The sequence below is a fragment of the Acidobacteriota bacterium genome (assembly GCA_016716905.1).
Lineage (GTDB): Bacteria > Acidobacteriota > Vicinamibacteria > Vicinamibacterales > SCN-69-37 > SYFT01.
Genome location: JADJUS010000003.1, coordinates 284,896 through 298,624, shown reverse-complemented (window position 1 = coordinate 298,624; position 13,729 = coordinate 284,896). Strand labels below are relative to the sequence as shown.

Annotated in this window: 11 protein-coding genes; 7 read left to right on the top strand and 4 right to left on the bottom strand. The window is 64.1% G+C overall.

Features of this window, described 5'->3' with window-relative positions:
- Nucleotides 1-81 precede the first annotated feature (81 nt).
- Nucleotides 82-2,046, bottom strand: a complete 1,965-nt coding sequence (locus tag IPL75_01620) for a peptidase (GenBank protein MBK9238967.1) — start codon at nt 2,044-2,046, stop codon at nt 82-84.
- 115 nt (nt 2,047-2,161) lie between these two features.
- A complete protein-coding gene (locus tag IPL75_01615; protein ID MBK9238966.1) occupies nt 2,162-3,301 on the bottom strand; it encodes a N(4)-(beta-N-acetylglucosaminyl)-L-asparaginase in 1,140 nt (379 codons plus the stop codon).
- A 101-nt stretch (nt 3,302-3,402) separates the two neighbouring features.
- Here IPL75_01615 and IPL75_01610 point away from each other — a divergent pair, with 101 nt between their 5' ends.
- The 4 genes from IPL75_01610 to IPL75_01595 all read left to right on the top strand — a co-directional run bounded on the left by IPL75_01610 (nt 3,403) and on the right by IPL75_01595 (nt 8,677).
- Nucleotides 3,403-4,374: a pyridoxal-phosphate dependent enzyme gene (locus IPL75_01610; GenBank protein ID MBK9238965.1), complete on the top strand. Its 972-nt coding sequence runs from the start codon at nt 3,403-3,405 to the stop codon at nt 4,372-4,374.
- Between the two features lie 10 nt (nt 4,375-4,384).
- The gene (gene glgP / locus IPL75_01605) at nt 4,385-6,544 is read left to right on the top strand and encodes an alpha-glucan family phosphorylase (protein MBK9238964.1); all 2,160 of its coding nucleotides are present in this window, start codon (nt 4,385-4,387) and stop codon (nt 6,542-6,544) included.
- Between the two features lie 17 nt (nt 6,545-6,561).
- Entirely contained in the window at nt 6,562-7,020 is a 459-nt protein-coding gene (locus IPL75_01600) for a hypothetical protein (protein MBK9238963.1), read from the top strand.
- A gap of 121 nt (nt 7,021-7,141) precedes the next feature.
- Complete coding sequence (locus IPL75_01595) at nt 7,142-8,677, top strand: trypsin-like peptidase domain-containing protein (GenBank protein MBK9238962.1); 1,536 nt, start codon at nt 7,142-7,144, stop codon at nt 8,675-8,677.
- 106 nt (nt 8,678-8,783) lie between these two features.
- On the opposite strand, the gene IPL75_01590 is transcribed toward IPL75_01595, so the two are convergent.
- Nucleotides 8,784-8,996: a hypothetical protein gene (locus IPL75_01590; protein ID MBK9238961.1), complete on the bottom strand. Its 213-nt coding sequence runs from the start codon at nt 8,994-8,996 to the stop codon at nt 8,784-8,786.
- Between the two features lie 77 nt (nt 8,997-9,073).
- Nucleotides 9,074-9,961, bottom strand: a complete 888-nt coding sequence (locus IPL75_01585; protein ID MBK9238960.1) for an NTP transferase domain-containing protein — start codon at nt 9,959-9,961, stop codon at nt 9,074-9,076.
- A gap of 41 nt (nt 9,962-10,002) precedes the next feature.
- On the opposite strand from IPL75_01585, the gene IPL75_01580 reads away from it, so the two are divergent.
- The 3 genes from IPL75_01580 to rimO are packed head-to-tail and all read left to right on the top strand — an operon-like array spanning nt 10,003 to nt 13,722.
- Nucleotides 10,003-11,004: a phosphotransferase gene (locus tag IPL75_01580; protein MBK9238959.1), complete on the top strand. Its 1,002-nt coding sequence runs from the start codon at nt 10,003-10,005 to the stop codon at nt 11,002-11,004.
- 28 nt (nt 11,005-11,032) lie between these two features.
- Nucleotides 11,033-12,325 carry an asparagine--tRNA ligase gene (gene asnS, locus IPL75_01575; protein MBK9238958.1) on the top strand — a complete coding sequence of 431 codons (1,293 nt, stop codon included), beginning with the start codon at nt 11,033-11,035 and terminating at the stop codon, nt 12,323-12,325.
- Complete coding sequence (gene rimO / locus IPL75_01570) at nt 12,325-13,722, top strand: 30S ribosomal protein S12 methylthiotransferase RimO (protein ID MBK9238957.1); 1,398 nt, start codon at nt 12,325-12,327, stop codon at nt 13,720-13,722. The genes asnS and rimO overlap by 1 nt, the downstream gene beginning before the upstream one ends.
- The last annotated feature ends 7 nt before the right edge of the window (nt 13,723-13,729 follow it).

Here is a 13,729-nt window from a genome sequence, read left to right as displayed (position 1 = left end):
TACGAAAACTACCTCAGAGGTCGTTTTCGCAGTCGGAGTTTTCCACAGATCGACACCCGTCCCCCTATTGTCTCGGTCCCCCTACCTGATCTCGACCGTCTGAGTCGCCACGCCGCCGCGCGTTGACCCCACCGTCACCGTCACGGGTCCTGCGCCGCGCACGGTCCACGCCACGGTCTTCGTTTCGCCGGGCTTGAGCCAGCCGATGCCTTCGGCCGTGCGCCGGCGAGCGTTGGGATCCGGCGCCGCGCCGCCGCGACCTCCGAAGCCGCCGCGTCCGCGACCGCCGCCTGGTGCCGCCGCAGCGCCGACGCGTGACACCGTCTGTGTTGCCGCGTGGTCAACGGCGACGGTATCTTCCTGTACGATCTTCACGCGCTTGGCGATCTCGAGCGCGGTCGGCAGCCCGCCTTCGTTGGTGACAACCACGGTCAGCTCCGTGGCGCCGTCAGCCGCGGGCTTCGTGGTGGCCGAGACAATCTTCACCTGCGCCATTTGCTGCGCCAGGTAGATATTGAACATCGCCTCATTGCGCGCCCACTTCTCGAGCATTTCCGGCGGCGGATTCTGGCTCCAGAACTTCGGGTTCCATCCACCAACTTCAACCTCGCCCTGGGTTGGATGCGAGGTTTTCGTCCACGGCTGGAAGATGCTGGTGTCTTTGGAGTTCTTGTCGAACCACATCAGCTTCTCGAGGTCGGTCGACTGGCCGTCTCCGTTCGCATCGGCTTCAAGCAACCGGCCGCCATCCCAGATCTCGTTGCCGTACCAAATCGCGCCGTAATACAGGTAGCCGAAGTCCGGTCCGTGCCCGAAGAGCGGCGACCCCGGCGCGTCCGGGTTGGGCGCGGCGCCTCCCCGACCACGGTTGGAGTACTGCCAGTACGTGTCACCCGCCCAGGGATAACCGGTGATCCTGATCCCTTCGGCATCAAACTTCTTCAGATACACGAGGTCCTCGGGGAACACTGATTCCTCGGACTTCGAGGTGGACGGCCCGCGCAGGATCATCGGCACCGACGTATCGAGCGACTGCACCACGCCGATGTGCGGGTGCCGCATCAGGAACGAAAACACCGCCATCGTCTCGGGTTCCGACAGCGGATACTCACCGGCGCCGCCCTGCGTCTGGCCGCGGCTGGTCTCTTCGGTCATCGGCCGCCAGTTTTCCGGGTAGTTGCGGTGCAGATCGAGGCCGCCGATGCCGTCCTCGTTCACGCGGCCGTCGCCGTCGTTGTCATAGCCCTCACTGCCCAGCATCAGATACTCGCCCTGGCCCATGGGCACGTTCTGCATGATCCGGCCCTTGGGATCCGCCTTGTCCACATTGGCGTTGCCCTTGCCGGGGCCCACGTACTTCCGCATCTGACGGACGAACCCGTCACCATCCAGGTCTTCGCCGGAATCCTCGTCCACGAGGCCATCGTTGTCGCTGTCGTACGGCCGCACGGTGGAGCGCAGCGCCTGCGCCGTGTAGTGATACACCGACGCGCCGTCGGGGTTGTTGTGCGGCTTGGCGTAGAACGTCTTGGTGTCCACCAGCTTCGTCATTGCGGCGTCTTTGCCGTAGCTGGTCAGCAGGTGATTGGCGAAATACAAGGTGGCTTCGATGCCGGAAATTTCGCCGGCGTGCCGTCCGCCCTCAATGAACATCGCGGGCTTGTCGGTGTGCCGTCCTGTCTTCTTGTTGGTGATCGTGATCTGCCAGATCTCGCGGCCTTCAAGCGAACGGCCCACCGAGTAGAGATCCACCAGGTCGGGATACTGGCGCGCCCACATGCGCAGGATGTCGCTGGCTTCCTCGTAACTATGGAAGTGCTTGAAGTCCACCTGCCCCGGCACGAGCGGCTTCATCTGCTCGTACCTCACCAGCGGGAACGCCGACGCCCCGTCGCGCGTGCCACCACCGACGCGGTACGTCTTGCCGTCCGGCCCGGTCTGCCCGGCGGTCACCGACGCCTGCTGCGCCCCCGCGCGCGCCCCAGCCGCCCACACCACAACCGCCGTCACGGCCAGACTTCCGACAATCGTCACTACTCGCTTCATCGCCGATCACCCTTTCACTCGCCACACTTGACAATTCCGAACGTAGGGCGCGCTGGTCCTCAAGCGCGCCGACCACCGCGGCCTTGAGAACCAGGCCGCGCTACGAAATACCAGCCTAAGCGGCGCCGGGAAGCAGCGCTTCGATCTGTTCGAGCCGCGCGCCCTTCTCGTCACAGACCGCGTAAGTGCTGCCCGCGTTTGCGTAGAGCGCCACGCCGGCGTGGTCGCCCTTCGCATTGAGGACATAGAAGTTCACGTTGAAGTTCGGGGTGCCGCGGTCGTTCAGCAGCCGTTTCTCGATCGTATTGCGCTGGATGCGGCGGCACGCTTCCAGGCCGGCATCTTTCGGACTCTTGCCGCGCCGCATTTCCTCGACGATCAGCATGGAGCACTGACTGAACAGATTGGCTTCACCGCGGCCGGTCGATCCGGCAGCGCCCACTTCGCCGTCCACATAGAGGCCCGCGCCAAGAATCGGCGAGTCGCCGAGCCGGCCCGGGATCTTCCATGCGAGTCCGCTCGTGGTGGTCACGCCGCAGATTTCACCCTTGGCGCTCACACCATTGCAATTGATGGTGCCGTAGATGTGGTTCTCATTGATGAACCCATCCGCCACCATGCTCATCATCACGTCACGCAGCGCGGCCTCGCGGCGATTCGGGTCCAGATAGTGCAGTGGATCGCTGCGCCGCTTCCATTCCTGCCAGGCCTTGCGCGACACGTCGCTGTTAATGTCCGCCTCAATCGTGAAGCCCATGTTCCGGGCAAACGTCTGCGCGTCTTTGCCCACGATGAGGTGATGGTCGGTCATGTCCATGACCGCCTTGGCCACGAGCGACGGTGTCCGTACACCTTCGAGCGCACCAACCGCGCCCGCGCGCTTCTTCGGACCATGCATCACCGACGCGTCGAGTTGCACGACGCCATCGGCATTCGGCAACCCGCCGTACCCGACACTGGTATCAAGCGGGTCCAGTTCCACGATGTTGACGCCGGCGATGAGCGCGTCGAGCACATCGCTGCCCTTCATCATCATTTCGAACGCGGTCTCGACACAGGTCTTTGTGCCGCCGTTCTTGTACCGCTGTCCGTTCGACGAAGAGATGATGACGGGACGTACGCTGCTCTGCACCTTCACCCCCGGAGCCCGCTCAGGACTTTCACGATGGGAGGCCGCCACCAATGGTTCGGCTGCCGCCGCAAGACCCGCCACTGCCGTACTGGCCATGAAATCGCGCCTGCTGATTCTGCTCATTCCGGGAGCATAGAAGAGAATGAGCCAATGAGGCAATGAAAACGACCTCTGAGGTCGTTTTCACTGGTCGTTTTCGCGTAGTGATACGATTTCCGTTTCCTATGGACGTAACCAACCGCGCCATTTCCCTGGAAGCCGTTCGTGCGGCCGCATCCCGGGTCTACTCGGTCGCCATCCGCACCCCGATCATCCGGCTGGATCCGATCGATCACAGCGCCCCGGAAATCTTCCTCAAACTCGAGATCTTCCAGCCCATCGGCTCCTTCAAACTCCGCGGAGCGGCGAACGCCATTGCCCGACTCCCGAAGTCCGCCCTGGCCGAAGGTGTCTGGACGGTGAGCGCGGGCAACGCGGCACAAGGTGTGGCCCTGGCAGCCCGTGAAGCTGGCGCCCACGCCTCGGTCCTGGTCATGGACACGGCGCCCGCGACAAAAATCGCCAACATCGAGCGGCTGGGCGCCACGATTCATCGCGCCACCTACGATGAGTGCTGGAAAACCGTCGAAGAGCATCGCTCGTCGCGCATGACCGGCCACTTCGTCCATCCGTTTGACGATGATGATTTCATTTGCGGGAACGGCACAGTGGCCCTCGAGATTCTCGATGAGGTGCCCGATGTGGACGCCGTCATCGCCGCCATCGGTGGCGGCGGCCTGCTGGCCGGCATCGGCTGCGTGATGCGTGCGCTGAAACCCGAGGCCAAGGTCTACGCCGCCGAACCGGAAACTGCCGCGCCTCTCGCGGCCTCGCTCGCCGCCGGACGCCCGATGCGGTTCGAGCAGTGGACGCCATCGTTTGTGGATGGCGCCGGCGGTCGCTCAGTGCTGCCGTCGATGTGGCCCCTGCTCAAGGACGCCGTGGATGCGTCGGTGGTGGTGTCACTCGCCGACACCGCCGCTGCCATGCGCCTGGCCGCCCAGCGTTGCCACATCATCGCGGAGGGCGCGGGCGCATGCGCCATCGCCGCCGCACTTTCTCCCAAGGTTCGCGCGGCCGGCCACAAACGCATTGTCGTGGTGGTGTCGGGCGGCAACATTGATCTCTCCCGCTTCGCCGCGGTTGTGACGGAATGACTGTTACGGAATGACTCCACCAGACCTGACCCTGCTCCCCGAACGTCTCTCACGGCTCCCCGAACTTGCGCACGACCTGTCATGGACCTGGAACGCCGGCCGGGAAGTGTTCCGGCGGCTCGACTACCTGCGCTGGAAACAATCCGCGCACAACCCGGTGCTCATGCTCCGGCAGATGGACGTGGCCGTGCTTGAACGCGCGGCCAACGACCCGGATTTCCTTGCCGCCTACGATCGCGCGCTGCTGACGATGGATGCGTGGCGCGCACCGGCCAACGGCCACGCGCGGACGTACTGGCAGACTCGCGTAGGCGCGCCATCAGAACGTCCCGGCGGGGCCCCCGATCGCGTCGTCGCCTACTTTTCGGCGGAGTTCGCGCTGCATCAGTCACTGCCGATTTACGCCGGCGGACTTGGTGTGCTGGCAGGCGACCACTGCAAGGAAGCAAGCGACCTGGGCATCCCGTTTGTCGGGGTGGGCTTCATGTATCCGCAGGGCTACTTCCGCCAGCGCGTCTCGGCCGATGGCTGGCAGCAGGAAGTGTACGAGCGGCTGAATTGGGCCGATGCCCCGATCGCCAAGGCCCAGACCCACGATCGCAAACCGTGTGTGGTGGCCGTGCCGCTGGGCACCCGAACCGTGCTGGTGCAGGTGTGGGAAGTGCGCTTGGGGCGTGTGCGACTGCTGTTGCTCGACACCGACCTGGAGCAGAACCAGCCGTGGGACCGCGAATTGTCGGCGCGCCTGTACAGCGGCGGTCAGGACATGCGCCTGCAGCAGGAAGTCATACTCGGCCTCGGCGGCGTCCTGGCGCTGCGAGCCCTCGGACTCGCGCCCGCGGTCTGGCACCTGAACGAAGGCCACGCGGCGTTTGTTGTATTGCAGCGGTTGCGCGATGAACTGGCGACCGGCGCCACGTGGGAAACCGCCCTCGTTGAAGTGCGGCGCACCACGGTGTTCACCACCCACACGCCGGTGCCGGCCGGCCACGATGCGTTCCCCTTCAACCTGGTCGAACAGCAACTCGCCAACTGCTGGGGCTCGATGGGCGAAGAGCGCGATCACTTCCTGGCGCTCGGCACCTACGACAACGGCGCGGGACCGCAGTTCAACATGACGGCGCTTGCGATGCGATCGGCCGGCGCCATCAACGCCGTGAGCCAATTGCACGGCGACGTGACGCGCGAGATGTTCGCGCCGTTGTGGCCGGACCTGGCCACCGGCGACCGACCTGTGGGCGCCATCACCAACGGCGTGCACGTGCCCACGTGGGTGGCCGGAGACCTGGGCAAGCTGTTCGACCGGCACATGGGTGCGCAATGGCGCGACCGATACGATGAACCGGCCTTCTGGACCGCAGTCTTCGACATTCCCGACGAGGAACTCTGGGCGGTTCGCAGGTCCCTGCGCGAGTCCTTGTTTGAGTTCGTGCGCGAACGCGCACGCGTGCGGTTCGCCGAAGAAAACGCCGGCACCGCGCGAGTGGTGGCCGGGGGCGCGATGCTCGATCCCCACGCGCTGACAATTGGTTTCGCGCGACGCTTCACCGGCTACAAGCGGCCCGACCTGATCTTCCGCGACCCGGCGCGGCTCGCGCGTCTCATCAACAACCCCAAGCACCCGATGCAACTGGTGTTTGCCGGCAAGGCGCATCCCGCTGATGACGGCGGCAAGCATCATCTGCAGAACATCTTCCGTCAGGCGCTGGACCCGATGTTCGGCGGACGCGTGGCGTTTGTCGACGACTACGACCTGCACGTGGCGCACAAGCTGGTGCAGGGCTGCGACGTGTGGCTCAACAACCCGCGCAAGCCGCTCGAAGCCAGTGGCACCAGCGGCATGAAGGCGGCCATGAACGGCGTGCCCCACCTCTCGATTGGCGACGGTTGGTGGGCCGAAGGCTATACCGGCGACAACGGGTGGCTCATCGACGGCGGAATCACCGGCGCGGACCACGGCGCGGTGGACGACGCGGATGCGGATGCGCTGTATCGATTGCTCGAAACCGAGGTCGTTCCGCGCTTCTACGAACGGTCCACCAAGGGGGTACCGACCCGTTGGATGTCCACCGTGAAACAGTCGATTGCCACGGTGACGCCCAGGTTCAGCACCAGGCGCATGCTGAAGGACTACATCGAACGCGCCTACGCGCCTTCGTTCCGGAAGTAGGAAGGTACAATCAGGCGATGGCCCGAAAGAGCGCGGATGTGGTGCGGTGCGCGTTGTGCAACGCGAAAGACGTGGTGGAGCCCCGGGGCGACGAGCGCTACTGCCGCGAATGCTGGGAGAAGAAGATCGCGGTCGAAGACATCGTGGCCCGCGAGTTCACGCTCAAGCGGTATATCCGTGCGCAAAGCGCCGAAAAGTATCTCGTCTACCATTCCACTCAGAAGCGGCCTGTCGGGCTCATCACGGTCATCGATGACGGATTCGACCTCTTTCTGACCCTGCTGCTCTACCCCAGCTTCGTCTGGGACGATCCGGCGTACCACCTGGAGAAGGATCCCGAGCAGCGGTCGTTCGCCGAAATCCTGGTGGACGTCATTGCGGCCGACATCATCGAACCCTGGGGCGGCGGCAAGTGGCACCTGGAAGTCTTCCGGTCAACGGCAGCTGAGCCCGACGACTGGAACGGCGAAATGTAAAGAATCTGTAGCTCCCGCCCGGGCCGAAACTTTCAGTCGGGGGGCGGCGTCCTAGCTGTATGTATACTGCCGGAATACCTGGGGTATTCAGGAACACTTTTTTGAGGAGTTAACAACAGTCATGTCAAATCGCAAGGCGACCTTTTTTTACGGGCTCCTGATTGCTTTGGCGTCGGTTGTGGCCGGCATGGTGATCGCGGCGCGCTTCGATTTCACGCCGGCCTCGTTCGCCGGCACCATCAACGTGCCCGAGACCAACAGCGCACCGCTTGATGGTCCCATCGACGCCGCCACGTTCCGCAATATCGCGCACGACCAGAACCCGGTGGTCGTGAGCATCCGCACCACCACACCGCGCCGCATGCGCACGGCGCCTGGTCAGGGTGGCGGCCTGCTCGAAGAATTCCTGCAGCGGCAGCCCCGCGGGCGCCAGCAGGAACTGCCCGACGCCCAGGGCGCCGGCAGCGGGTTCATCATCGACAAGACGGGCTTCATCCTCACCAACAACCACGTCGTCGAAGACGCCACGGGCATCGAAGTGTTCCTGTTCGGCATGGACGTGGCGCAAACCGGCACCGGACTGAAGGCCAAGGTGGTCGGCCGCGACAAGTTGACCGACAGTGCCCTGCTGCAGATCACGGACATGCCGAAGACGCCCCTGTCCGAGGCCAAGTTTGGTGACTCGCAGCAGATTCAGCCCGGCGATTGGGTGATGGCCATTGGCAACCCCTTCGGCTTCTCGAACACGGTGACGGTGGGCGTGGTGAGCGCGGTCGGTCGCACCGACACGCAGTTGCGTCCCGTGCGCGGCCGCGACCTCGAGATGATTCAGACCGACGCCGCGATCAACCGTGGCAACTCGGGTGGCCCGCTCTTGAACGTCCGCGGTGAAGTGGTGGGTATCAACACTGCCATCATTTCAGACGATGCCGGCGGCAACATCGGCATCGGCTTCGCGGTTCCGATCAACACCGTGAAAGAGATTCTGCCGGGTCTGCGCAACGGGAAAGTCGTGCGCGGCCGGATTGGCGTTGAGGTGTTCCCCGGCATGATGAGTGAGGCGGACGCCAAGGAGTTCGGCCTCGCCAAACCTGGCGGCGCGATCATCGTGGACCTGACCAAAGGCGGTCCTGCGGATAGCGCTGGCATGAAGGCGGACGACATCGTGGTGGCGTTCGGTGGCAAGCCCGTCACCCGCAGCGAAGACCTGATCGCCATGGTCACGCGCACCATGCCTGGCACATCCGTGCCGGTAAAGGTCATGCGAGGCGGCAAGGAACTGACGCTCAACGTGAAGGTCGAGGAACTCGATCTGGCGACCGAGGCCGGCGAAACCGAAGTGGTTGAAGAGGCGGCGCCTGATGCGCCGATTGAGACCGGCATTGGCGTCTCGATCGAGCCCATCACTCCTGAAATCTCGCGCCGTTTGCGGGTGCCCGATGGCCGTGGAGGCGCAGTGGTCGCCGAGGTATCGCCGCGCAGCGCAGCTCTTGGTGTGCTGGCGCCCGGTGATGTGATTCTCGCGATTAACGGCGCGGCCGTTTCGACACCCGCCGACGTGACCACCCGGCTCTCGCGTGCCACGGTCGGCACGCTCATCCGCGTGCTCGTGTGGCGCGGTGGCCAGGAACAGGTCGCGGTCGTCCGCAAGCGGTAACGCCGGGGCCTCGGGCTTGAGGAACAGCCCGAGCTACGTTCGGAGAGTCTCAGTCCGGTACGTAGCTCGGGCTGTTCCTCAAGCCCGAGTGCTGGCCGGAAATGGCTCAGCGCTTCCCGAACAGAGCGTCGGCCTCGTCGAACATGACCTTCCCAGGCGAGGTGCCCTTCGCGCCTTCGATCTCGATCTTGAACGTGGGGGTCTTGATAGTTCCGGCACCCGACGCCGAGAGGCCGCCAGCTACCGCTTCCAGGTCGCTGTCCTTCAGTTCCTCGGTCTCGGAGGGTGTGGCCTTGCCGACGCTCTTTCCTGCTGTCATGACGAAACTCCTTTTTACCGAGAGTCCGGATGCGGAAGACGGTAACACGGGGCTGCCGGCGCGGCTAAAGCCACGCCCTACACTCCCTCGAACACTCTGCGGGCCGCCACGGTGCCGGCAGGCACGTGCGCACCGGTGAGGACGACACAGTCGGTGAGCGTCGCGCCGGGGCCGACTGTCGCCCCGTCCCACACAACGCAACGAGTCAGTACGGCTGACGAATCCACAACGCTCGTGCCTTCGACGACGAACGTCTCCGTACCGGCTGTGTGGAGTACGGCCGCAATGTAGTCGGCCGCAGTGCCGACGTCCAGGAACGGCGCCTCCACCGTCCACACGTGAACGGCGCCCGGCTCAGTGCGCACCAGATCGCGATACACGCCGGCCACGGTCTCGGCAGGGGCTCCAGCCGGGAGGGTGTCGAACACATCCGCATTCACGATCTGCACGCCGACGAAGTGCCACGTCTGATCGGTGTGCCCCTTCGCCACGAAGTCCGTCACGCGAAGATTCGCATCCACGCGAATACCGTTGTAGTGGTCAGGGCGCGTGTTGGGCACGACGGCCATGGTGACGCGAGCGCCAGACGCGCGATGGGCCTCGATCAGCGGCGTCAGCGGCACATCCGTCAGGGTGTCGCCGTTGACAATCAGGCACGGGCCCGTCAGGCCAGGCCACAAAGTCAGCGCCTGCTTCGGTCCACCCGCAGATCCGAGAATCACCGGCTCCCAGGAATACCGCACCCGCACCCCAAGCGCGCCGCCATCACCAACAACCGACGTGATGCTCTCTGGCAAGTGGTGCAGATTCAGCACGACGTCATTGATCCCTTCGCGGTGCAGCCACTCGAGCACTCGCTCGATCAGCGTCTTCCCCGCCATCGGCACGGCCGGCTTCGCCACGTAGCGCGTGATCGGATCAAGGCGCGTTCCTAAACCGGCGGTGAGTACGACCGTTGGAAGCATGGAGGGTGATCGTATCCTCAATTTCCCGGTAGACTCAGATCGTGGCATCTCCCGCTCTTCCCGCTCCTGTACAGATCTATTTGGACCGTTCGAAACAGTCGTCCGCGCGCGTGGTGCCGCTGACCGGTGATGCGTCAGATCGGCGGTACTTCCGTGTGTTGCCGCCGGGAGGACAGTCGTTTGTGCTTGCGGTCAGTGCCGGGCCATTCGACTACAAGACGTTGCCCTTCGTGAACGTGTCCGAGCTGTTTGGCGCCATGCCGGTGCCGGTGCCGAAGATCCTGGGGGAGGCCGCAGACCACGGTGTGCTGGCGCTTGAGGATCTGGGCGATGTGACGCTGCAGGCGCATGTGGGCGCCGCGCCCGCCCTGGCCCATGCGGCACTCTACCGCCAGGCCGTCGGCCTGATTGAAGTGATGCAACGGCGCGGTCGGGAATTGCAGGACCCGAAGTACATCCCCTACGGCATTGCCTTTGACGAGGACAAGCTCACGTGGGAAACGGACTTCTTCATCAAGCACTTCCTGGAAGGCTATCGCGGCGTGGTGTTCGCGCCCGGTGACCGCGATGCCCTGCGGGTGGAGTTGCTCGCCCTCGTGCAGTCGCTGGCCGCCGAACCCCGGGTGCTGTGCCACCGCGACTATCACAGCCGGAACCTGATGCTCTCTGGCGGTCAGTTGTGGATTATCGATTTCCAGGACGCGCGCATGGGACCGGATACCTACGACCTCGTGTCGCTGTTGCGCGACTCGTACGTGGACATCTCGGACAAGGACGTGGACGACCTGCTCGCGTACTTCCTGGCTCTGGCCGGGCGCCCCGGCGAAGCGGAAGACTTCCGCCGCCGGTTCGACGAGATGGCCCTGCAGCGCAACCTCAAGGCGCTCGGCACCTTCGGCTACCAGACCACCGCCCGTGGGAACACGGTCTACATCCAATACATCCCCCGGACGTTGCGTTACGCCCGCCAGCAATTGCACAAATACCCGCGGTTCGCCGCCCTGCGGGAGTTACTCGCCCGCTACGTCGAGGAATTCCGGTAGGGACCTGACTTTCCGATAAGATCAGGGGATGCACGTCTACATAGAAGACATTGCCAAGCACGTCGGGACCCCGGTCACGCTCAAGGGCTGGTTGGCCGGCAAACGCTCAAGCGGCAAGATCCACTTCCTGCAGGTCAGAGACGGGTCGGGCTTTATTCAGGCCGTGATGTCCAAAGCCGCGGTGGGCGACGAGATCTTCGCCACGGCCGACCACCTCTCACAGGAGTCCGCGATCATCGTGCACGGTACGCCACGCGCGGATTCGCGAGCACCCAGCGGGTTCGAGATCGAGGCCACGGGCCTTGAGGTCGTCGGCGCGTCACACGAATTCCCGATCACGCCCAAGGAACACGGCGTGGACTTCCTGATGGACCGGCGCCACCTGTGGATTCGCTCCCAGCGGCAGCAGGCCATTCTTCGTGTGCGCCACGAAGTGATCGACGCCGTGCGCGACTATTTCAACAGCCGGGGCTTCATCCTGGCCGACGGCCCCATCTTCACGCCGTCCGCGTGTGAAGGTACGACCACGCTGTTTCCGGTTCAGTACTTTGACGACACGACGGCGTATCTGACGCAGAGCGGCCAGCTCTACAACGAAGCGAACGCGATGGCGCTGGGACGCACCTATTGTTTTGGCCCGACGTTCCGCGCGGAGAAATCAAAAACGCGCCGCCATCTCACCGAGTTCTGGATGGTGGAACCTGAGGTGGCGTATGCCGACCTCAACGATGTCATCACGCTCGCCGAGGGCCTGGTCACGCATGTCATCGGCCGCGTGCTCGACCGCCGGGAGCGTGAACTCAAAGTCCTCGAGCGCGATACCGCGAAGCTCTCTCGCATCACCGCGCCGTTCGCGCGCATCACGTATGACGAAGCCGTCACGGTGCTCAAGAGCAAAGGCCTGCCGTTTGAGTGGGGCGGCGACTTCGGCAGCCCGGATGAAACTGCGCTGTCGGAACACTTCGACGGCCCCGTGGCCGTCACAGGCTACCCGAGCGAAATCAAGGCCTTCTACTTCAAGCCGATGGACGGGCGCCCCGAAGTATCGATGTCCGTAGACGTGCTGGCGCCGGAGGGCTACGGCGAGATCATCGGTGGCGGCCAGCGCCTGGAGGACCTCGACCTCCTGCTGCAGCGCATCAAGGAGCACAACCTCCCGCAGGAGGCGTTCGAGTGGTACCTCGATCTGCGCCGCTTCGGCAGCGTGCCCCACGGCGGGTTCGGCATGGGCATCGAGCGCGTGGTGTCGTGGATCTGCGGTCTCGACCACCTGCGCGAAGCGATTCCGTATCCCCGTATGCTCTACAGAATTTACCCATAATGAAAATTGGTTTCGTTTCGCTGGGTTGTCCGAAGAACCTCGTGGACGGCGAGGTCATGCTCGGCATGGCGAAACACGCCGGACATGAGCTGACCGCCGACGCCTCCACCGCCGAGGTCATCGTCGTCAACACCTGTGCCTTCATCGACAACGCGAAGGAAGAGTCGGTCAACGCGATCCTCGAGATGGCGCAATTCAAGCGCGACGGGTCGTGCAAGAAACTGATCGTGACCGGCTGCCTGGCTGAGCGATATCGCGAGCAGCTCCAGGCCGAGATTCCAGAAATTGATGTGTGCCTGGGTACAGGCGAAGTGCCCGAGATCGTCGGTGCCATTGCGGGCACGGTGACGCCGATGACCCTGTTCCGCTCGAGGGCCGATCTAGCACCCAGCACTAGAGCACATCAGCACCACAGCACCCCAGCACCCCATCCAGGCGCCCATATCACCTACCTCTACGGCAGCGACACGCCGCGGGTGCTCACCACGCCTTCGCACTTCGCCTACGTGAAGATCGCCGAAGGTTGCGACTACACCTGCGCGTTCTGCATCATTCCAACGCTGCGAGGTAAGTACCGCAGTCGCGAAGTGGACGCGGTGGTGCGCGAGGCGGAACAGCTCGCGTCGCAGGGCGTGAAGGAACTCCTGCTGATTTCACAGGACACCACGTTTTTCGGTATCGACCGTGGGGAACGAGGCGCGTTGGCCACACTGCTCCGTCGTCTGAATGACGTGGACGGGCTCGAGTGGATCCGCCTGTTGTATCTCTATCCGACGACGATTACAGACGACGTGCTGCTGGCGATGGCGGAGTGCCCGAAGGTCTGCAAGTACATCGACCTGCCGCTGCAACATGCGTCGGCGGATGTGTTGCGGCGGATGCGGCGTCCGGGTAATCGCGCGACCTACGACAAGCTGCTGACGCGGATTCGCCGCCTGGTGCCGGGAGTAACTCTGCGCACCACCTTCATCGTGGGATTCCCCGGCGAGACCGAAGATGACTTCGCGCAACTGATGGACTTTGTGCGCGACACGGAATTCGACCACGTGGGTGTGTTTACGTACTCGCACGAGGAAGGCACTCGCGCGCACGAGTTCGAAGACGATGTGCCGGCGAAGGTGAAGCAGGCCCGCCGCGGCGCGGTGATGAAGCTGCAGAAGCAGATCGTGGCCAGGCGCCTGAAGGCCCGCAAGGGCGACGCCGTGCGCGTCATGGTGGACGGCCCGTCACCCGAGTCTGACCTGGTGGTACTGGGCCGGCTCGAAGGCCAGGCGCCCGACATCGACGCCATGGTGTATTTCGACCAGTGCGACCCCACCACGCTGGTGCGAGGCACGGTCGTAGACGCCACCATCTCTGGCTCCCGCGGGTATGATTTGGTCGTCGTCCCAAATTAGCACCCGC